Annotated in this window: 22 protein-coding genes and 1 tRNA gene; 15 read left to right on the forward strand and 8 right to left on the reverse strand. The window is 55.2% G+C overall.

The features are described from left to right. Nucleotide 1: 1 nt before the first annotated feature. The 3 genes from IFT53_RS14335 to IFT53_RS14345 all read right to left on the reverse strand — a co-directional run bounded on the left by IFT53_RS14335 (nt 2) and on the right by IFT53_RS14345 (nt 1,596). Nucleotides 2–316 carry a hypothetical protein gene (locus tag IFT53_RS14335; RefSeq protein WP_192065598.1) on the reverse strand — a complete coding sequence of 105 codons (315 nt, stop codon included), beginning with the start codon at nt 314–316 and terminating at the stop codon, nt 2–4. 53 nt (nt 317–369) lie between these two features. Next, nucleotides 370–1,146: a hypothetical protein gene (locus tag IFT53_RS14340; RefSeq protein ID WP_192065600.1), complete on the reverse strand. Its 777-nt coding sequence runs from the start codon at nt 1,144–1,146 to the stop codon at nt 370–372. Between the two features lie 144 nt (nt 1,147–1,290). After that, the gene (locus IFT53_RS14345; protein WP_192065604.1) at nt 1,291–1,596 is read right to left on the reverse strand and encodes a hypothetical protein; all 306 of its coding nucleotides are present in this window, start codon (nt 1,594–1,596) and stop codon (nt 1,291–1,293) included. Between the two features lie 572 nt (nt 1,597–2,168). Between IFT53_RS14345 and IFT53_RS14350 the strand changes: the two genes are divergently transcribed. From IFT53_RS14350 to IFT53_RS14360, 3 genes are all read left to right on the forward strand, one after another. Continuing rightward, complete coding sequence (locus tag IFT53_RS14350) at nt 2,169–2,660, forward strand: hypothetical protein (protein ID WP_192065606.1); 492 nt, start codon at nt 2,169–2,171, stop codon at nt 2,658–2,660. Between the two features lie 87 nt (nt 2,661–2,747). Next, complete coding sequence (locus IFT53_RS14355) at nt 2,748–3,254, forward strand: hypothetical protein (protein ID WP_192065607.1); 507 nt, start codon at nt 2,748–2,750, stop codon at nt 3,252–3,254. Between the two features lie 44 nt (nt 3,255–3,298). Continuing rightward, nucleotides 3,299–3,526 (forward strand): site-specific integrase, encoded by a 228-nt coding sequence (locus IFT53_RS14360; RefSeq protein ID WP_192065922.1) that lies wholly within the window; start codon nt 3,299–3,301, stop codon nt 3,524–3,526. A gap of 86 nt (nt 3,527–3,612) precedes the next feature. Here the strand turns inward: IFT53_RS14360 and IFT53_RS14365 are convergent. After that, nucleotides 3,613–3,697 (reverse strand) — tRNA-Leu (locus tag IFT53_RS14365). A 246-nt stretch (nt 3,698–3,943) separates the two neighbouring features. On the opposite strand from IFT53_RS14365, the gene IFT53_RS14370 reads away from it, so the two are divergent. Then, the gene (locus tag IFT53_RS14370; protein ID WP_192065608.1) at nt 3,944–4,459 is read left to right on the forward strand and encodes a disulfide bond formation protein B; all 516 of its coding nucleotides are present in this window, start codon (nt 3,944–3,946) and stop codon (nt 4,457–4,459) included. A 5-nt stretch (nt 4,460–4,464) separates the two neighbouring features. Here the strand turns inward: IFT53_RS14370 and IFT53_RS14375 are convergent, their stop codons facing one another. Together IFT53_RS14375 and IFT53_RS14380 are read right to left on the reverse strand one after the other, a co-directional pair. After that, nucleotides 4,465–5,022, reverse strand: a complete 558-nt coding sequence (locus tag IFT53_RS14375; RefSeq protein ID WP_042619917.1) for an HNH endonuclease — start codon at nt 5,020–5,022, stop codon at nt 4,465–4,467. A 100-nt stretch (nt 5,023–5,122) separates the two neighbouring features. Continuing rightward, entirely contained in the window at nt 5,123–5,770 is a 648-nt protein-coding gene (locus IFT53_RS14380) for a DNA-3-methyladenine glycosylase family protein (RefSeq protein WP_192065609.1), read from the reverse strand. Between the two features lie 46 nt (nt 5,771–5,816). On the opposite strand from IFT53_RS14380, the gene gluQRS reads away from it, so the two are divergent. After that, nucleotides 5,817–6,713, forward strand: coding sequence for a tRNA glutamyl-Q(34) synthetase GluQRS (gluQRS, locus tag IFT53_RS14385; RefSeq protein ID WP_192065924.1), 897 nt, complete (start codon nt 5,817–5,819; stop codon nt 6,711–6,713). On the opposite strand, the gene IFT53_RS14390 is transcribed toward gluQRS, so the two are convergent. Next, complete coding sequence (locus IFT53_RS14390) at nt 6,684–7,592, reverse strand: YihY/virulence factor BrkB family protein (RefSeq protein ID WP_192065611.1); 909 nt, start codon at nt 7,590–7,592, stop codon at nt 6,684–6,686. The genes gluQRS and IFT53_RS14390 overlap by 30 nt on opposite strands. Before the next feature lie 187 nt (nt 7,593–7,779). On the opposite strand from IFT53_RS14390, the gene IFT53_RS14395 reads away from it, so the two are divergent. The 7 genes from IFT53_RS14395 to IFT53_RS14425 all read left to right on the forward strand — a co-directional run bounded on the left by IFT53_RS14395 (nt 7,780) and on the right by IFT53_RS14425 (nt 13,168). Continuing rightward, a complete protein-coding gene (locus tag IFT53_RS14395) occupies nt 7,780–8,613 on the forward strand; it encodes an SDR family oxidoreductase (RefSeq protein WP_192065613.1) in 834 nt (277 codons plus the stop codon). Nucleotides 8,614–8,681: 68 nt separating this feature from the next. Continuing rightward, the gene (locus IFT53_RS14400; protein WP_042619921.1) at nt 8,682–8,879 is read left to right on the forward strand and encodes a twin transmembrane helix small protein; all 198 of its coding nucleotides are present in this window, start codon (nt 8,682–8,684) and stop codon (nt 8,877–8,879) included. Nucleotides 8,880–8,896: 17 nt separating this feature from the next. Beyond that, entirely contained in the window at nt 8,897–9,484 is a 588-nt protein-coding gene (locus IFT53_RS14405) for a cob(I)yrinic acid a,c-diamide adenosyltransferase (protein ID WP_192065615.1), read from the forward strand. 22 nt (nt 9,485–9,506) lie between these two features. Then, entirely contained in the window at nt 9,507–10,235 is a 729-nt protein-coding gene (locus IFT53_RS14410; protein WP_192065616.1) for a rhomboid family intramembrane serine protease, read from the forward strand. A gap of 229 nt (nt 10,236–10,464) precedes the next feature. Next, nucleotides 10,465–11,211, forward strand: a complete 747-nt coding sequence (locus tag IFT53_RS14415) for an electron transfer flavoprotein subunit beta/FixA family protein (RefSeq protein ID WP_192065618.1) — start codon at nt 10,465–10,467, stop codon at nt 11,209–11,211. A 25-nt stretch (nt 11,212–11,236) separates the two neighbouring features. Then, nucleotides 11,237–12,166 (forward strand): electron transfer flavoprotein subunit alpha/FixB family protein, encoded by a 930-nt coding sequence (locus tag IFT53_RS14420; protein WP_192065619.1) that lies wholly within the window; start codon nt 11,237–11,239, stop codon nt 12,164–12,166. Between the two features lie 120 nt (nt 12,167–12,286). Then, nucleotides 12,287–13,168, forward strand: coding sequence for a 3-hydroxybutyryl-CoA dehydrogenase (locus IFT53_RS14425; RefSeq protein WP_192065621.1), 882 nt, complete (start codon nt 12,287–12,289; stop codon nt 13,166–13,168). 12 nt (nt 13,169–13,180) lie between these two features. Here IFT53_RS14425 and tlpA read toward each other — a convergent pair whose 3' ends face one another. Further along, nucleotides 13,181–13,849 (reverse strand): thiol:disulfide interchange protein TlpA, encoded by a 669-nt coding sequence (gene tlpA, locus IFT53_RS14430; RefSeq protein ID WP_192065623.1) that lies wholly within the window; start codon nt 13,847–13,849, stop codon nt 13,181–13,183. 24 nt (nt 13,850–13,873) lie between these two features. On the opposite strand from tlpA, the gene argH reads away from it, so the two are divergent. The 3 genes from argH to lysA all read left to right on the forward strand — a co-directional run bounded on the left by argH (nt 13,874) and on the right by lysA (nt 16,889). Continuing rightward, nucleotides 13,874–15,274, forward strand: coding sequence for an argininosuccinate lyase (gene argH / locus IFT53_RS14435; RefSeq protein WP_192065625.1), 1,401 nt, complete (start codon nt 13,874–13,876; stop codon nt 15,272–15,274). A gap of 137 nt (nt 15,275–15,411) precedes the next feature. Next, nucleotides 15,412–15,609 (forward strand): LPS translocon maturation chaperone LptM, encoded by a 198-nt coding sequence (gene lptM / locus IFT53_RS14440; RefSeq protein ID WP_192065626.1) that lies wholly within the window; start codon nt 15,412–15,414, stop codon nt 15,607–15,609. A gap of 11 nt (nt 15,610–15,620) precedes the next feature. Further along, entirely contained in the window at nt 15,621–16,889 is a 1,269-nt protein-coding gene (gene lysA, locus IFT53_RS14445; RefSeq protein ID WP_192065628.1) for a diaminopimelate decarboxylase, read from the forward strand. Nucleotides 16,890–16,954 lie beyond the last annotated feature (65 nt).

Consider the following 16,954-nt stretch of genomic DNA (forward strand, 5'->3'; position numbering starts at 1 on the left):
ATCAGCTCGCAGGGCGAATTTCAAAGTTGATGAATACTGGATCACCAAGCGCACCGGCGGTCTCATTCTTCACTGCAACACTAATCACGCCATTCGCGTTGCCGCCTGCACGAGCGAAATCGTTCAGATTGTTGGTGCTAACCACAACAACGTCGCCAACCAAATAGCGAGAATTATTCAACGTAAACACAGCAGAAGCGCCAGCCGCCAGAGCTGCAAAGTTTGTTGGTATGACACCTTGGCGCTTGTTGAGCGTGACGGCCGTTGTCTTCGAAGTAAGCTGCATTACCGCGCCTTTGTCGAGCTTGGGCGGCACTTGGTTCGCCCTAGCGGTGCTACCGTCTATGCCATTGTAGGAGTTGGGGCCAATCACGATTGAGTTGAACTTTGTGTTAATGTACATCGCGTCAGAAGCGCCACCCGTATCGGCGTTGAATTTAACGCCCGAGACTCAGACCCAGCGCCACTAGACGCGCCTGTGTTGGTTTCAAAAATGATGCCATTTTTGCCAGAGACGAAGCCGATATAGCCACCTTGAACGCTTAAAGCGGAAACGCCGGAACGCAACCGTATCGAGTTGCCTTTGCCAGATATCGTAACGTCTGTAAGGTTGATTTGACGGACTTCTGTAACGCCGGGGAGGACTTCAAGCACCGTATAACCAATCAGCATTTTGGATCCAGGGCCAAACGACACGTCCTGAATGCCCTTACCAATTTCGACGGCCAAGCCCATTAAATCGAAATTCATAACGATGTCATACTGAGTGCCATAGCCCGGTTCTGTTGAATTCGGGGTTGCTGGATTGTTGTCTGGATCTGTATCGCTCGCCAAACGAAGGCCGACGCCAAAACTCTTGTAGTTCGCATCGTTCGCATCAGTCGCAGCGCGTACCGTTCCAGAGATAGAGCCCCGGCCTTTAACCTTGCTGACGTTAAAAAAATCGATAGCTGTTCCCGCGAATTTCTGGTTCCCCATGCCGTCAGCGCCGCGAAGATCGATATCAAAATTGTTCTTGTCGTTATACTCGCCAAAGTAAGCAAAGGTGTTCCGCACTTTCAATCCCGTGCGCGTTCCCTCTGAGCCAGCCAACATAGAAAATCCTGTCAGGTTAAAAGTGTGCTGAAATGACGAAGCGTCAAGCACGATCCCATCACTAACAGGGAAGATAAGTCGCGAAAGTCCAAGATAACCAACGCACTTGAAGAAACCGGAATAGAGGTCGTTGCCTGAATTGAATTGGCAATACCAGCGCTAGGGTTTGAAGCGAAGATGAATGAATAAGGCAGATCACCAACACGCACCCACGAACCTGTGCCAGCGCCCCCCCACCTTGCGATAGACACCATTGTTTGCGACAACACCATCTTGCATTACCCAGGCAATCGAATTCGCCGCGGGCGTGAGATCAGCGTTCATCAGCGCACGCGTTTGATAAATCTTGCCGCCGGTGGAGAAGAAGGCTGAGATAACGCCTTCCACCCAGGGTCCCCGTCCACGGACGTCAGATTTGTTCGGTTTCCATTTACCGGAGCTGGGAACTCCGGAAGTCACGAAGTCTCGCCAGACGTCTCCAGCCCTCATCAAAAATGCCATGAAATTCTCCATGCAAAAGCGGCCCGCATGCAGGCTCGCTAGGTCTTCAACGGCGCACATATGCGGTCAGGTTATGGTGAAGGGTCCGATTGCTACGGGTGCTGCGGCACGGCCGGAAGGGTTTATCGCAAGAAGCCACCCGTAATACGCCCAAGCAGAGAGGCCCAGCACAGTGCGGTTATCGACGGCGCTGGGTGGCCCATACTCGGTGGCAACCAGATTTGACGAGTTGATATTATTGGTCGTCCCAATGCGGATTTGGCAAGCGTAGTAATTTGCGGAATTCGGCGCACTCCATTCGAACATTGCACGCCCCACGCCTTCCGTAACCGTTGCACAAGAAACAACCGCAGGTGCGACGGGATCAGACGTAGCAGTCGCAAACTGGTAATCAGTCCACGCTGATGGCGTGCCGCCACCCCAAGCCCTCAAGCGAAATCGGTACGTTTCGCCATCGACCAGATATGACGAAAGCACGGAGGGGATCGTTGCCAAACCTGCCTTGGTCGAGCATGGAGGCTCACTTTGGTTTCCATACAGCATTGTCCACGCGGAAACGGGGTAGTGCTGTGATGGCGCAAAAAACAGAACGCATCACTGCTTGCCCGTTGCCCTTGGTTCTTGGGCGTAATCGAGAACAGGCGGCAGCAATGGTCGGGATTTCGCCAACACTGTTTGACAAAGCCGTAGAGGCTGGAACAATGCCGCAGCCTCGTACCATAGCGACACGTAATATTTGGGATGCCGATGAACTCGTTGCGAGCTTCAAAGCCATTCCGCATAAAAATCAGTCGAGAATCTTGACCTCAGTAGGTCTAACGGGAACGCATGGGACAATGCCAAGGAAGTATAACAACCTGCCGAAGGGCGTTAGCGTTGACCGTGGTTTTCGCAAGAAGCAACCGCGCTATTATTTCAGGGCGCTGGGCAAGCCGAAAGTAAGATTACGTGAAATACCCGGCACAGCCGACTTTGAACAGGAGGTGGCATGCGCTCGCCTTGGCATTCCTTACATTCCGGCCAATGAAGTTGAAGAACCCCCGGTTCTTGTCCGCGCAGCTTAAGAGGGCACATTCGAGTGGCTTGTCACCGCATACAAACGCCGCATCGGAGATAAGATCAATCCGGGGCTCTACGGTCGTCGTGCACGCATGTATGAAGAGATCTGCGAGAGCAAGCTGGGCAAGACGCGCCGGCGCGATCTACCATTTGCGCAAATGGAACGCCGCCATGTGACGGAAATTCGTGACGAACTGAGAAATACACCAGGCGCACGAAATAACGTCATTAAGTCGTTATCCGCTCTTTTCACATGGGCAATCGAGGTGGGGCTTGCTGAGACGAACTCAGCCACCCGCTTTAGAAGATTGAAAATCGATAAGGCAACACACACTTTGACGATCAGCAAGATCCGCCAGTACGAAGGACATCACCCCGGAGGCACCCGAGGACGCCTCATGTTGCATCTCGCGATGTACACAGGCTTGCGGCTGGCAGACCTCTCAATTGTTGGGCGGCAGCACGTCAAGGATAACTGGCTGACGATCAGGCCCGGAAAGAGACGAAAATCAAGCCGCGCACTTGTGGAGATTCCAGTCTTGCCGGAACTCCAAAAAACCATTGAGAAAGCCCGGTCGAAAATCTCACTTTCCTTGTGACTGAGTTCAATAAGCCATTCACTGTAAACGGGCTTGGCAACAAGATGCGTAATTGGTGTGATCAGGCTGGCCTCTTTCATTGCTCGACCCACGGATTGCGAAAAACGGGCGCAACAATAGCCGCAGAAAACGGCGCGACCGACGAGGAATTGATGGTGATTTATGGCTGGGTAACGAAAGCGCAGACAACAACTTACACGAAGAATGCGAACCGAAAACGCACCGCCAAAAAATGCTGTAACGAATCTGGTGCCGGAACAAATCATCACTGAAAATGTCCCACGCGATCAGGGGTTAGTAAAAGGTGGGGCAAAAACACCTTAAAAGCTCAACGATTTCAATTAATTTTAAGCTGTAGTGGTGCCCCTTGCCGGAATCGAACCAGCACTCCTCTCGGAACCTGATTTTGAGTCAGGCGCGTCTACCAATTCCGCCAAAGGGGCAACTTTGGAAATCTTGTTCCTTGGTATGCGGCGGGACTATACGAACCGATGGTGTCAGGTCAACAGATTTTTGCGAAAATCTTGGTTTGGTGAAACTTTGTTGAGGCTCTCGGGTGCGGGTGATTTGCAAGCGCGTGGAGAGTCGAATAGAGGCTTTGCGTGTTAATTCGAAAATACCCGGTCCCGCCTTGTTTTTCACCTGATCAGGTGCTTTTAAATCTCGCGTCGAATATTGAGGAAAAGATCATGGCAAGTTCAGTCTCACCTGAGAAAAACCGCAGCATGTCGGCGATTGCGGTGACAGCGGGGATGATCTTTACCGTGGGGTCGGCGCTCGGCTTTCAGCATATTGGCGGCTATACGCCTTGTGCGCTTTGCCTTTTGCAGCGAGATCCCTATTATTACGCCATACCAGTCGGCATTTTGGCCATTGCGGCCAGCCTTTTCAAACTGCCTGTCTGGATCACGCGCGCGGCACTCATACTCGTTGGCATTGCCATGGTGATTGGTGCAGGACTTGGTGTTTATCATTCCGGCGTGGAATGGGGCTTCTGGGCGGGGCCGATTACTTGCGCTACCGGCGCGCCATCGATTACCACCAATGCCGGCAGTTTACTGAGCGACCTTAACGCCGTCAAACCGCCATCGTGCAATGACGCGGCGCTTCGTGTGCTTGGCCTCTCCTTTGCCGGCTGGAACGTGATTGCAAGCGTTCTGCTTGCGGGCATCGCCTTCTTTGGCGCGACCCGCAAGGCTGCTTAAGCCGATCACGGCTGCAATTCGGTATCCCAGTAGAGATAGTCCACCCAGCTTTCGTGCAGGTAGTTAGGCGGGAATGACCGGCCATTATTGTGTAAGTCCTGCACCGTCGGCTGGTATGGCTTCTGATGCGGTATCATGCCTGCAATCTTGGGCAGCTTGCTGCCTTTTTTGAGATTGCAGGGCGAGCAGGCCGCAACAACGTTTTGCCAGGTCGTTTCCCCACCATGCGCACGAGGAATGACGTGATCGAACGTCAGGTCATCATGCGAGCCACAATATTGGCACTCGAATTTATCCCGCAGAAACACGTTGAAACGTGTGAATGCGGGATTTCGTGTGGGCTGCACATATGTCTTGAGGCTGACGACACTCGGCAACCGCATGGAGAAGCTTGGTGAACATACCGAGTGATCATATTCTGCAATAATGTTCACGCGGTCAAGAAACACTGCCTTGATCGCGTCCTGCCAGGACCACAACGACAAGGGGTAATAACTCAGTGGCCGGTAGTCTGCGTTCAATACGAGCGCAGGCAAAGCCTGTGGTGAAACGGCAATCGTCAAGGGCGTCTCCTGACCGATTCTGCATCTACATCTTGTATATTAGGTCTGTTGTTACAGGATTGTGAAGCCCATAAATGAAGCTCTCAAAGAAAGGCTTATTTCAGGCGATTGGAACCGCTTCTCGGCGCGTTGTGGATGCATAATAGGCCCAGAAAAGCCGGGCTGCGATGGATTTGTAAGGCGACCAACGCATCGCGATTTCTGCCAGCACTTTTTGGCTGGGGCGAGCATCCATCTGAAACGCTCCAGCAACCGCAGCCTGTAACGCCACATCACCGGATGGAAAGATATCGGCATGTCCAATGCAAAACATCAGATAGACCTGAGCAGTCCACGGGCCAATGCCATCAAGCGCGGTGAGCCGAGCAAATGCTTGGGCTTCATCAAGAGCATCAAGGCTGCCGAGATCCAGCGAGCCATTGGCTATGGCGCTGGCAACACCATGCAAGGTTTTCGCTTTTGCCCGCGAAAGCCCGAATTGCGGCTCGATGCCGGTTACTGCCGCAAGATAATTTTGCGCAGTCACCACCTCCATATTTTCCAGCATCCTGCGCCATATGGCGTCCGCGCTGGCGCGGGATACGACCTGCGAAACGATGATGTGCGCCAGACCGGCAAATCCAGGTTCGCTCAACCGCAAAGGCAACGGCCCCGCTATTGCGGCCACGCTTTCAAGGCGGGGGTCGATTTGCAAAAGCACCGCCAACCCCTCTTCGATATCATCAGCATTTCGAATGATCTTGACCAAGGCATCTCACCACACAGGACTTCATCTTGGCGAAGCACCAGAAACCATGGCAGAAGAAACCATGTCTTTGCTTTCAGGTCAAAACCCGGTTTTTCGTTTCGCGCCCAGCCCCAATGGGCGGCTTCACCTTGGCCATGCGTTTTCTGCGATTCTCAATCACGACATGGCAAAGGCCACGGGCGGACGGTTTCTGCTGCGGATTGAGGATATTGATCTCACACGGTGCACGGCTGAGTTTGAACAAGCGATCTATACGGACCTTGAATGGCTCGGTCTTGGATGGGAAATGCCTGTGCGCAGGCAATCCGATCATTTCGAGCATTACAAAGAAGGGCTCGAACATTTGATCGAGGCGGGACTGGCCTATCCTTCCTTCTTGAGCCGGCAGGAAACGAAAGCCTTTGTGGCGAGCTTCGAGGCTGGCGGCAAAACGTGGCCACGCGACCCCGACGGGGCGCCTCTATACCCACCGCTGGACAAGCAACGATCATCCGCGGAAGTCACAAGGCTTCTATCTTCGGGTAGCAAACATGCCTGGCGGCTGGATATGGGCAAGGCGATTTCGACGCTTCAGCATCCAATTACCTGGAAGGAAAACGGCACAGGGACGATGACGACTGTTCAAGCGCAACCTGCGGCATGGGGCGACGTCGTGCTCTCTCGCTCTGACGCGCCGTCGAGTTATCATCTGTCTGTCGTTCTGGATGATGCGTTGCAAGATGTTTCTGACGTGGTTCGCGGCATGGATTTATACCACGCAACATCCGTTCACCGGTTGCTGCAGGAGTTGCTCTCACTGCCTGCCCCAAAGTACCATCATCACGGCCTCATCCTTGATGATGAGGGCAAGAAGCTTTCCAAGAGCATTGCGAGCACCTCGTTGAATGCCCTTCGCGACCGCGGCCTGCGGCCGTCAGATATCCGCAGCCTCCTCGGCATCTAATGCTTCTCGCAGGCTGCCGCTGTGGTAACCCGCCTTGATGATGTGGCGAACGCGGTACTTCATCAAGGCCGCGTTGACCTCCGCGCCCAGCATGAAGATGACGCCGACCATGTAGAGAAAGACCAGCACGATCATGACCGATGCCAGACCGGCATAGGTCGCGGCGTAATTGGCGAAGGTGGCCAGGTAATAGGCGAATATGGCGGCACCAATAACCCAGAAGAGCAGTGTCAGGACGATGCCGGGCAAAACATCCCATATCCGCCGTCTTCCCGCTGGAAGCCACAAATGCGCCGCCGCCAGCCCCACAGCCAGCACGATGATCGTACCGTAAAGTCCGAGATTGGAGACCGTTTCCAGGAAGTCTTTTAAAAGCGGAAAGCGGGTTTCAGCGAAAGACAGCGCCACGGGAACGGCAACGAGAACAATGCTGATGACCGTAAATATTGTCACGGCGATGACGACATAGAACAGGCTGAGCAGACGCGTGACGTACCACCAGCGCGTCTCGCTGACCCGATAGGCGCGATTGAGTGAAATTCGGATGGCTTCGACGCCGTTGGACGCAAAATAGGCTGCCGCGAGCACCGAAATCGTCAGCAATCCACCACGCGGAATGGTCAGGACCTGCTGGACCTGTGCAGCAAGAGGGGCTGCAATGGCCTCCGGCCAAGTATCGAAGATGATATGGACGGCCGTTGCGGCAAACTGATCGGCGCCCAGAAAACTGGCAAGCGCTGTTCCGAAGATGAGAAAGGGGAACAAGGCGAGCAGGATGGACAGTGCCACATGGCTCGCCATTGCCCAGCCGTCGTCCTCTGCAAAGTGGATATAGGCGTCCCAGGCGACCTTACGGACGATGTCCAATGCGGCGACCATGTCACCTCCTAAATCGACATTTCAATTGTAACCCACGGCAATATATGGGAAGGCAAGCATCGCTTGTACAGCGCGTGAAACCGTGCGCCGGTTCCAAAGATTCAGAAAAAGAATTGCGCGCTACGGAAATTTGCCCGCTGATATTACCGATGTTTTATGCGATGTTCGTTCTGAAGAAAGACCTTCCATGACTGAAAAACCGGTCATCATCATCACCGGCTGTTCATCTGGGATTGGTGCATTTTGCGCGCAAGCGCTTCACCATGACGGCTGGCGGGTTTTTGCTACCGTGCGGCGGCTGGAAGATGCGCAAGCGCTTGAGCAGCAGGGCATAGAGACCGTGCTGATGGACTATACAAAGCCGGAAACCATCGCCGCATTGGTCGACGAGGTCGTTGCAAAGACCGGCGGTAGGATCGACGCGCTGTTCAACAACGGAGCCTATGGCCAACCGGGTGCTGTCGAAGATCTATCGGTCGATGTGCTCCGCCAGCAGTTTGACACCAATGTCTTTGGTTGGCACGACCTGACATGCCGAGTCATTCCCTTCATGCGCCAGCGCGGCCAAGGCCGCATCGTTCATTGCTCGTCCATTCTCGGCCTCGTACCCTACCGTTTTCGCGGTGCCTATACGGCATCGAAATTTGCGCTTGAGGGCTTGGGCGTGACATTGCGCATGGAACTGCAAGGCAGCGGCATTCATGTCAGCCTGATCGAACCGGGCCCTATTGCCTCGAAATTCACGGCAACGGCGCTGGCCCATATCAGGGGAAATATCGATCTCGAAAACTCCGCCCATGCGCAAGACTATAAGCGACAGCTGGCCCGGCTGGATGGCAGGGGACCGCCGAACAAGCACAAGCTTGGACCGGATGCGGTTTACAAACAACTGAAACATGCTTTGACTGCACCCAACCCCAAGCCGCACTATCTGGTCACCACACCGGCCAAGCAAGCCATGATCCTGAAGCGGCTTTTGCCTGCCGGATTGTTTTACCGTCTGCTGCGCAAGTTCGACTAGCATTCGCGTAATCCAATCAGCTACAACGCACGTAATAGGCACAGGTGGCATTTTCGGGAAGGTAGAGCATGTCCAGTTTCGCAACGGTTCTTGCAGTCATCGTGATGGGTCTGGTTGTGCTTGTGTTGATACGCGGGCTGTTCAACATGCTCAAAGGTACCGATGCCAACAAATCCAACAAGCTTATGCAGTTGCGACTGCTGTTGCAGGCGATTGCCATCATACTGATCATGTTCGTGCTGTGGCTGACAGGCGGCGGGCGATAGGATCGCAGGAGTAAAAAATGGTCAAGCTGAATAAAATCTACACCCGCACCGGTGACGACGGCACGACGGCGCTGGTTTCCGGACCGAGACGCACAAAATATGACATGCGCGTCGAAAGCTACGGCACCGTGGACGAGACGAATTCCGCCATCGGCGTTGCGCGTTTGCACACATCAGGCCTGCCTGAACTCCATGATATGCTGTTTCGCATCCAGAACGATCTGTTCGATCTTGGTGCTGACCTCGCAACGCCTGAAACCGGCGAAGTTCTTTCCTATGAGCCTTTGCGAGCCGTGGAGACACAGGTCACGCGTCTGGAAAATGAGATCGATGCACTGAATGCCGATCTTTCACCGCTCAAATCATTCGTTCTGCCCGGCGGCACCCCAGCAGCGGCCTATCTCCATCTTGCCCGAACCATGTCGAGACGGGCGGAGCGCCAGATGGTGGAGCTTTCGCGGATGGATGGTGAAGTCGTCAGCCCTGCCGCGCTGAAATACATCAACCGGCTCTCCGACTTTCTGTTCGTTGCGGCGCGATACGCCAACAACGCGACGAAATCGGATGTTCCTGACATATTGTGGGTTCCAGGTAAGAACCGCTAATCGACAAACAGGGCATATTCGCATGTTCATTCCATTGCACGATGCGAATTCGCTCAAGCATATCAAATTGCAATGGGTCACCCTGTCGCTGATTGCAGCAAATGTCCTCGTCTGGGTGCTGGTAGATGTATTTGCCAGCATCCAGGACGGGAATGCCGCGATGCTTGGGTTCGGGTTCATTCCCGCTGTGATTTTTGACGGCGCGCAACTCGATCCCGCACTTCAAATCATTCCAGATCAGATGACAGCCGTCACCTATGCTTTCATGCATCTGAGCTTCTGGCATCTGGCCTCCAACATGCTGTTCCTCTGGGTCTTCGGGGATAATGTGGAGGATGCGCTGGGGCATTTTCGCTTTCTAGTCTTTTACCTGGCCTGCGCGGCTGCGGGCGCGCTGTTCCACGGAGTTGTTTCACCGTCTTCGCAAGGTCCGCTGATTGGTGCCTCAGGTGCGGTCTCTGGCGTTGTCGCCGCCTATCTTTTGCTGCACCCCAGGGTGCGTGTGTGGATTTTAGTATTCATGCGAATTCCGATTCCCCTGCCCGCATACATTCCGCTTGCGCTTTGGATCGGTCAGCAATTCTTTATGCTCGCCTTCGGACTGCAGGAGCAGGTATCCTGGGGCGCGCATGTGGGCGGTATTCTGGCGGGTGCCGTTCTCGTCATCATTCTGCGCAGACGCGATGTTCCGCTGTTCGATCGTGAAATTGTCACACCACGCGCTGTCGAGCATGTAAATAACCGGCCGTAGGTCTGCGTCGTGTCGCAAACGGGACGGCGTTGCGATGGTAATCCATGAAGATTGGAACGAGGATTGATATTTACGTTCACGTTAACGTAAGATATCTCCACAGCGCATGAGATCATGAGCATTGCTCCGTTGAATTCACGGAAAAAATGCGTATCCATGTCGCAACTTGATTGTCAGGAGGACCATGCGGTGTTTACGCCTGTGGTCAGGAGTTGAAGGAAGGTTATCGATGAAGATCCTTGTCCCTGTAAAGCGTGTCGTGGACTATAACGTGAAAATCCGGGTCAAGTCGGATGGTTCAGGCGTAGAGCTTGCCAACGTCAAGATGTCGATGAACCCGTTTGACGAAATTTCCGTTGAAGAAGCGCTTCGCTTGAAAGAAGCGGGCAAGGCAGAGGAAGTCGTCGTCGTTTCGATTGGCCCTGCTAAAGCCGAAGAAACCCTTCGCACCGCGCTTGCCATGGGTGCAGACCGCGCCATCCTGATCGAGACGGATGAAGCCGTCGAGCCGCTGGCCGTTGCAAAGCTCCTCAAGGGCGTCGTTGAAGCGGAAGCTCCGGGTCTGGTGATCGTGGGCAAGCAGGCCATCGACGATGACAGCAATCAGACGGGCCAGATGCTGGCCGCTCTTCTGGGCTGGGGCCAGGGCACCTTCGCCTCCAAGGTCGAACCATCGGACGGTAAGGTCGCCGTCACCCGCGAAGTCGACGGCGGTTTGCAGACGGTTGAGCTGAAGCTTCCCGCAGTTGTGACGACGGATCTTCGTTTGAACGAGCCGCGTTACGCATCGCTGCCCAACATCATGAAGGCCAAGAAAAAGCCTTTGGACAAGAAGACACCGGCTGATTTCGGAGTCGACATTGCCCCACGCCTCAAGGTTTTGAAGACCGAAGAGCCCGCAGGCCGCAAGGCTGGCGTAAAGGTTGGCTCTGTTGCCGAACTGGTGTCGAAGCTCAAAGCTGACGGCGTCATTTAAGGATAAGCGAAAGGGAGATTATACCATGGCCATTCTTCTTCTGGCAGAACACGACAACGCGACCCTTTCCGACCAGACAGCAAAAACGCTGACGGCGGCAACGCAGATCGGCGGCGACGTGACGATTGTCGTTGCTGGTTCCGGTGCACAGGCTATCGCCGATGAAGCTGCCAAGCTTGCCGGTGTTTCCAAGGTCCTGCTTGCGGATGACGCATCCTATGCCAACGCGCTGGCGGAGCCGCTGGCTGCGCTGATCGTTTCGCTTGCTGGCTCCTATGACGTCATCATCGCACCAGCGACAGCATCGGCAAAGAATGTTCTGCCGCGCGTGGCTGCACATCTGGACGTTGCGCAGGTGTCTGAAATCATCGAAGTCATCTCGGCTGATACATTCAAGCGCCCGATCTATGCTGGCAATGCCATTCAGACCGTTCAGTCGACAGACGCGAAAAAGGTTATCACTGTGCGCACGGCAACATTTGCCCCCGCATCATCAGGCGGTTCCGCTCCGGTTGAAGTGGCAGCCGCTGCAGAAAATCCAGGCGTTTCCTCGTTCGTATCGGACGCCTTGGCATCCTCTGACCGTCCAGAGCTGACATCTGCAAAGATCATCATTTCCGGCGGACGTGCCTTGGGTTCGGCAGAAAAGTTCAAGGAACTGGTGCTGCCCGTCGCAGACAAGCTGGGTGCTGCCGTCGGCGCATCCCGTGCAGCTGTCGACGCAGGCTATGCACCCAACGACTGGCAGGTGGGCCAGACCGGCAAGGTCGTCGCGCCGCAGCTTTACATCGCGGCTGGTATTTCCGGTGCCATTCAGCACCTCGCCGGCATGAAGGACAGCAAGGTCATCGTTGCCATCAACAAAGATGAAGAAGCGCCAATCTTCCAGGTCGCGGATTACGGCCTCGTGGCTGACCTCTTCGACGCCCTACCCGAGCTTGAAAAAGCACTCTGATCCCGTCTATTTTTGAAAGCGGCGCGTTTTTCCAACGCGCCGCTTTCGTTTTTCGGCAATATGCGTAACATCACGGCCGAGCCGCAGTGCCCAGACCATGCCCTACAGGAGAAATACACCATGACAGCCCCAATCAAGAATGTCGGTATTATTGGAGCCGGTCAGATGGGGTGCGGCATTGCGCATGTTTCGGCACTGGCCGGTTACAAGGTTCACATTTATGACCTTGCCAAGGACCGCATCGAGGCAGGTCTCGCAACCATCAACGGCAATCTGGCTCGGCAGGTCAGCAACGGCAAGATGCAGGACGAGGAGCGCAAGACAGCACTCGCGCTGATCTCCGGCTCTTCCGACGTCAACGACCTTGCGGCGATGGATCTGGTGATCGAAGCTGCAACGGAACATGAAGAAACCAAGCGCAAGATCTATGCGCAGATCTGCCCGGTGCTGAAGCCCGAGGCGCTGTTGGCAACGAACACGTCCTCGCTTTCTATCACACGCCTTGCCTCTGCCACCGACCGCCCTGAGCAATTCATGGGCATCCACTTCATGAACCCAGTTCCGGTGATGAAGTTGGTGGAGCTTGTGCGCGGGATCGCCACCGGCGAACAGACCTTTGAGACAGCCAAGAACTTTGTTCGCTCGCTCGATAAGGCGATTACGGTGGCGGAAGATTTCCCTGCCTTCATCGTGAACCGTATTCTTCTGCCGATGATCAACGAAGCGATCTATACGCTTTACGAAGGCGTCGGCTCGGTCGAAGCCATCGACACGGCCATGAAGCTCGGCGCAAACCACCCGATGGGACCGCTGCAACTGGCAGACTTCATCGGCCTCGACACCTGCCTGTCGATCATGCAGGTGCTGCATGATGGCTTGGCCGACAGCAAATATCGCCCCTGCCCGCTGCTGGTGAAATATGTCGAAGCTGGATGGCTTGGCCGCAAGTCTGGTCGCGGCTTTTACGATTACCGTGGCGAGACACCGGTCCCGACACGGTAAATCGAACCAGACTTACTTTGCTTTCGCAAATTCCACGAGTGCCTTGGCGTCCTGGCTGTCCCATGCAGCTGGACCGTTCATGGAGCCGAGCAGGCATCCACTTTCATCGATCAGCAATGTAGCGGGAAGGCCGAACGCAAGGCCTTCCTTTTTCAGGGCGTTGAACACGCCCATTGAACTGTCGCGGTAGAGCTTAAGCGAATCGATCCCGTATTCGCTCATAAATGTTTTTGGCTTCTCATCGTCACCCGTATCGATGTTGATGGTGACGACCTCGAAATTATCCGCCCCCTTCTCCTTTTCCAGAGCATTCAGCGCTGGCATTTCCTCGCGGCATGGTACGCACCACGTGGCCCAGAGATTGAGAAGAACGGTCTTGCCCTTGAAGTCTGCCTGGGACATCGCCGCCCCATCCGGCCCCTTGAAGGACAGGGGAACGACGCGAGGGCGTTCGCTTGCCGACATGGCCGCGACATCACCCTTCAGAAATGGCTTCAAGGACGCAATCCGCTGTGCCGCACCTTCACATAAACCCGATTGTGCCGCGACTTCCCCTTGAACCTGATCTTCAGACCCAATAAGCCTGAACATCACGACGCCCGCGCCGCAGACGATGCCGGCCAGGGCAGCAATTGCAACAAGTCTGGCGGAAGGAAGCCTGAAAGGCCTTTTTTCTGTCATTGAATACTCCAGGGCAGGCAAAACATGGCTGATGGCACCGAACAGAAATCTTCCAACCAGATGTGGGGCGGACGTTTCGCTTCCGGTCCCTCTGCCATCATGGAAGAGATAAATGCCTCAATAGGCTTCGACAAGAAGCTTTATGCGCAGGACATCCGCGGCTCAATAGCGCATGCCACGATGCTAGCCGCAAAAGCCATTATTTCTGACGAAGATAAAGACAAGATCATTCACGGCCTCAACACGATTATGTCAGAAATCGAGGCCGGTTCCTTCGTGTTCTCGCGCAAGCTCGAAGACATTCACATGAACATCGAGGCGCGCCTCGCCGATCTCATCGGCCCGGCAGCTGGACGTCTTCACACGGCCCGTTCGCGCAACGATCAGGTCGCGCTCGATTTCCGCCTTTGGGTGAAAGAAGAGCTGCAGAAGACCGAAGCCATGTTGACGGGACTGATCGAGGCGTTTCTGGATCGCGCCGAAGAACATGCCGACACCGTCATGCCGGGCTTTACCCACCTCCAGACCGCCCAGCCGGTGACCTTTGGCCATCACTGCATGGCCTATGTGGAAATGATCGGCCGGGACCGCGCGCGTGTTCGCCACGCCATCGAACATATGGACGAGAGCCCGATTGGCGCTGCCGCACTGGCCGGCACCGGTTACCCCATCGACCGCCATATGACGGCAAAGGCGCTCGGTTTCCGCGAACCGACCCGCAACTCGATCGATACTGTATCCGACCGCGATTTTGCGCTGGAGTTTCTGTCGATTGCGTCGATCTGCGCTACGCATCTGTCGCGTCTGGCCGAAGAAATCGTCATCTGGTCGACACCGCAATTCGGGTTCATCCGTCTGTCGGATGCCTTCTCAACCGGCTCCTCCATTATGCCGCAAAAGAAAAACCCTGATGCTGCAGAGCTGGTTCGCGCCAAGACCGGTCGTATCAACGGTTCGCTGATTGCTCTTCTGACCATCATGAAAGGCCTTCCGCTGGCCTATTCCAAGGATATGCAGGAAGACAAGGAACAGGTCTTCGATTCCGCTGAAAGCCTGGAGCTTGCCATCGCCGCCATGACCGGCATGGTTCGCGACCTGGAAGTGCGCGCCGACAAGATGCGCCAAGCGGCGGGTTCCGGCTACTCGACCGCCACAGATCTGGCCGACTGGCTGGTGCGTGAGGCAGGCCTACCCTTCCGCGATGCCCACCACGCCACCGGCCACGCCGTTGCGCTAGCAGAAAAGAAGGGATGCGATTTGAGCGACCTTTCGCTGGAAGAATTGCAGTCCATCAATCCGGCGATAACGGATGGCATTTTCGATGTCCTGTCGGTTGAAGCCTCTGTGGCCAGCCGCACCAGCTTCGGCGGCACGGCACCATCGGAAGTGCGCAAACAGATCGCCTGGTGGCGGACCAAGAACTGATACTGCCCAACGTGCAGGGCAGCGGACAGCCGCAGATGCCCAGCACGGCAACGTTATGCCAGCATCAAAAGAAACAGGGTGCACAAGTGCCCTGTTTTTCGTTATCAGGAATGCAGAGATTTCCTTTGGATAGGCCCATGTTTTTAAAAACCTTGCGTAGTTTCATTGTTCCAGTCGGCATGACGCTTGCCGTCGGCCTCGTTCTTTCAGGTTGCGGCCGCAAAGGCGATATCGATCCGCCAAGCACGCCCCGGGAACAGCGCAACATCCGCTCGACGGATGACAAGGTGCAGCCAACACCAGAGCGGCCGTTTATTCTCGACAAGCTTCTTTAAGGTCCATCGCTGTGAACCATTTTCACTATATCGACGGCGTGCTTCACGCCGAAAACGTTGCTGTGCCTGAAATCGCCAAGGCTGTCGGAACACCGTTCTACGTGTATTCCACAGCGACGCTGGAGCGGCATTACAAAGTGTTTTCTGATGCTTTCGCCGATGTGGATGCGATGGTTTGCTACGCCATGAAGGCAAACTCAAACCAGGCCGTTCTCAAAACGCTGGCAAAGCTTGGCGCTGGCATTGATGTCGTTTCCGGTGGCGAGTTGCGCCGTGCGTTGGCGGCAGGTGTTCCAGCAAACCGCATCATGTTCTCAGGCGTTGGCAAAACCGTAGCCGAAATGGATTTCGCGCTGAGTGCAGGCATCTACTGTTTCAATATCGAGTCTGAACCCGAACTGGAGGTTCTGAACCTGCGCGCCATCAAGGCCGGCAAGAAGGCTCACGTTTCCTTCCGCATCAACCCCGATGTCGATGCTGGTACCCATGCCAAGATTTCGACGGGCAAGAAGGAAAACAAGTTCGGCATTCCCTATGAGCGGGCCCGCGCGGTCTATGCCCATGCGGCCTCCCTGCCCGGCATCGAGGTCAGCGGCATTGATATGCATATCGGCAGCCAGATTACCGAATTGCAGCCGTTCGAGGCTGCGTTCCGATTGCTCCGTGCGCTTGTGGAAGCGCTGCGCGGCGATGGCCACACGATCAGCCATGTGGATATTGGTGGCGGCCTTGGCATTCCCTACCGAGACGACAACAATCCGCCACCCCTGCCAGATGCCTATGCCGACATCGTCAAGAACGAGCTGAAGAGCCTGGACTGCAAGATCGTGACCGAGCCCGGTCGCCTGATTGTCGGCAATGCGGGAATTTTGGTCACAGAAGTCATCTATGTGAAGGATGGCGGCGAAAAGACATTCGTCATCGTCGATGGCGCGATGAACGACCTCATCCGTCCAACTTTGTATGAAGCCTATCACGGCATCCGCCCCGTTGTGCAGCCCGCGCCCGACGCACCGCGAATCAAGGCTGATATTGTCGGCCCTGTCTGCGAGACAGGCGATTATCTGGCGCTCGACAGAGATATGGCGGCACCGCAGCCGGGTGATCTGATTGCTGTCAGTTCCGCCGGTGCCTACGGCGCCGTTCAGGCCGGAACCTACAATTCTCGCCTGCTGGTGCCTGAAGTTCTGGTCAAAGGAAGCGAGTTTCATGTCGTGCGCCCTCGCGGGACCTATGAGGAACTGATCGCCCTGGATTCTGTGCCCGCCTGGCTTGAGTGATCACAATTGAGCGAATAGGCCTTTAATAACGGGGGTTAGTGTCGGCTTCCCCTCGTCTTCGCCAT

It is taken from the genome of Rhizobium sp. CFBP 13644 (assembly GCF_014842165.1).
GTDB lineage: Bacteria > Pseudomonadota > Alphaproteobacteria > Rhizobiales > Rhizobiaceae > Agrobacterium > Agrobacterium tumefaciens_C.

Bases quoted from the DNA above. Each gene is read 5' to 3' on its own strand.
- IFT53_RS14345 (WP_192065604.1), bottom strand. From the start codon at position 1,596: ATGGCATTTTTGATGAGGGCTGGAGACGTCTGGCGAGACTTCGTGACT.
- IFT53_RS14350 (WP_192065606.1), top strand. From the start codon at position 2,169: ATGGCGCAAAAAACAGAACGCATCACTGCTTGCCCGTTGCCCTTGGTT.
- IFT53_RS14355 (WP_192065607.1), top strand. From the start codon at position 2,748: ATGTATGAAGAGATCTGCGAGAGCAAGCTGGGCAAGACGCGCCGGCGC.
- IFT53_RS14360 (WP_192065922.1), top strand. From the start codon at position 3,299: ATGCGTAATTGGTGTGATCAGGCTGGCCTCTTTCATTGCTCGACCCAC.
- IFT53_RS14370 (WP_192065608.1), top strand. From the start codon at position 3,944: ATGGCAAGTTCAGTCTCACCTGAGAAAAACCGCAGCATGTCGGCGATT.
- gluQRS (WP_192065924.1), top strand. From the start codon at position 5,817: ATGGCAGAAGAAACCATGTCTTTGCTTTCAGGTCAAAACCCGGTTTTT.
- IFT53_RS14390 (WP_192065611.1), bottom strand. From the start codon at position 7,592: ATGGTCGCCGCATTGGACATCGTCCGTAAGGTCGCCTGGGACGCCTAT.
- IFT53_RS14395 (WP_192065613.1), top strand. From the start codon at position 7,780: ATGACTGAAAAACCGGTCATCATCATCACCGGCTGTTCATCTGGGATT.
- IFT53_RS14400 (WP_042619921.1), top strand. From the start codon at position 8,682: ATGTCCAGTTTCGCAACGGTTCTTGCAGTCATCGTGATGGGTCTGGTT.
- IFT53_RS14405 (WP_192065615.1), top strand. From the start codon at position 8,897: ATGGTCAAGCTGAATAAAATCTACACCCGCACCGGTGACGACGGCACG.
- IFT53_RS14410 (WP_192065616.1), top strand. From the start codon at position 9,507: ATGTTCATTCCATTGCACGATGCGAATTCGCTCAAGCATATCAAATTG.
- IFT53_RS14415 (WP_192065618.1), top strand. From the start codon at position 10,465: ATGAAGATCCTTGTCCCTGTAAAGCGTGTCGTGGACTATAACGTGAAA.
- IFT53_RS14420 (WP_192065619.1), top strand. From the start codon at position 11,237: ATGGCCATTCTTCTTCTGGCAGAACACGACAACGCGACCCTTTCCGAC.
- IFT53_RS14425 (WP_192065621.1), top strand. From the start codon at position 12,287: ATGACAGCCCCAATCAAGAATGTCGGTATTATTGGAGCCGGTCAGATG.
- tlpA (WP_192065623.1), bottom strand. From the start codon at position 13,849: ATGACAGAAAAAAGGCCTTTCAGGCTTCCTTCCGCCAGACTTGTTGCA.
- argH (WP_192065625.1), top strand. From the start codon at position 13,874: ATGGCTGATGGCACCGAACAGAAATCTTCCAACCAGATGTGGGGCGGA.
- lptM (WP_192065626.1), top strand. From the start codon at position 15,412: ATGTTTTTAAAAACCTTGCGTAGTTTCATTGTTCCAGTCGGCATGACG.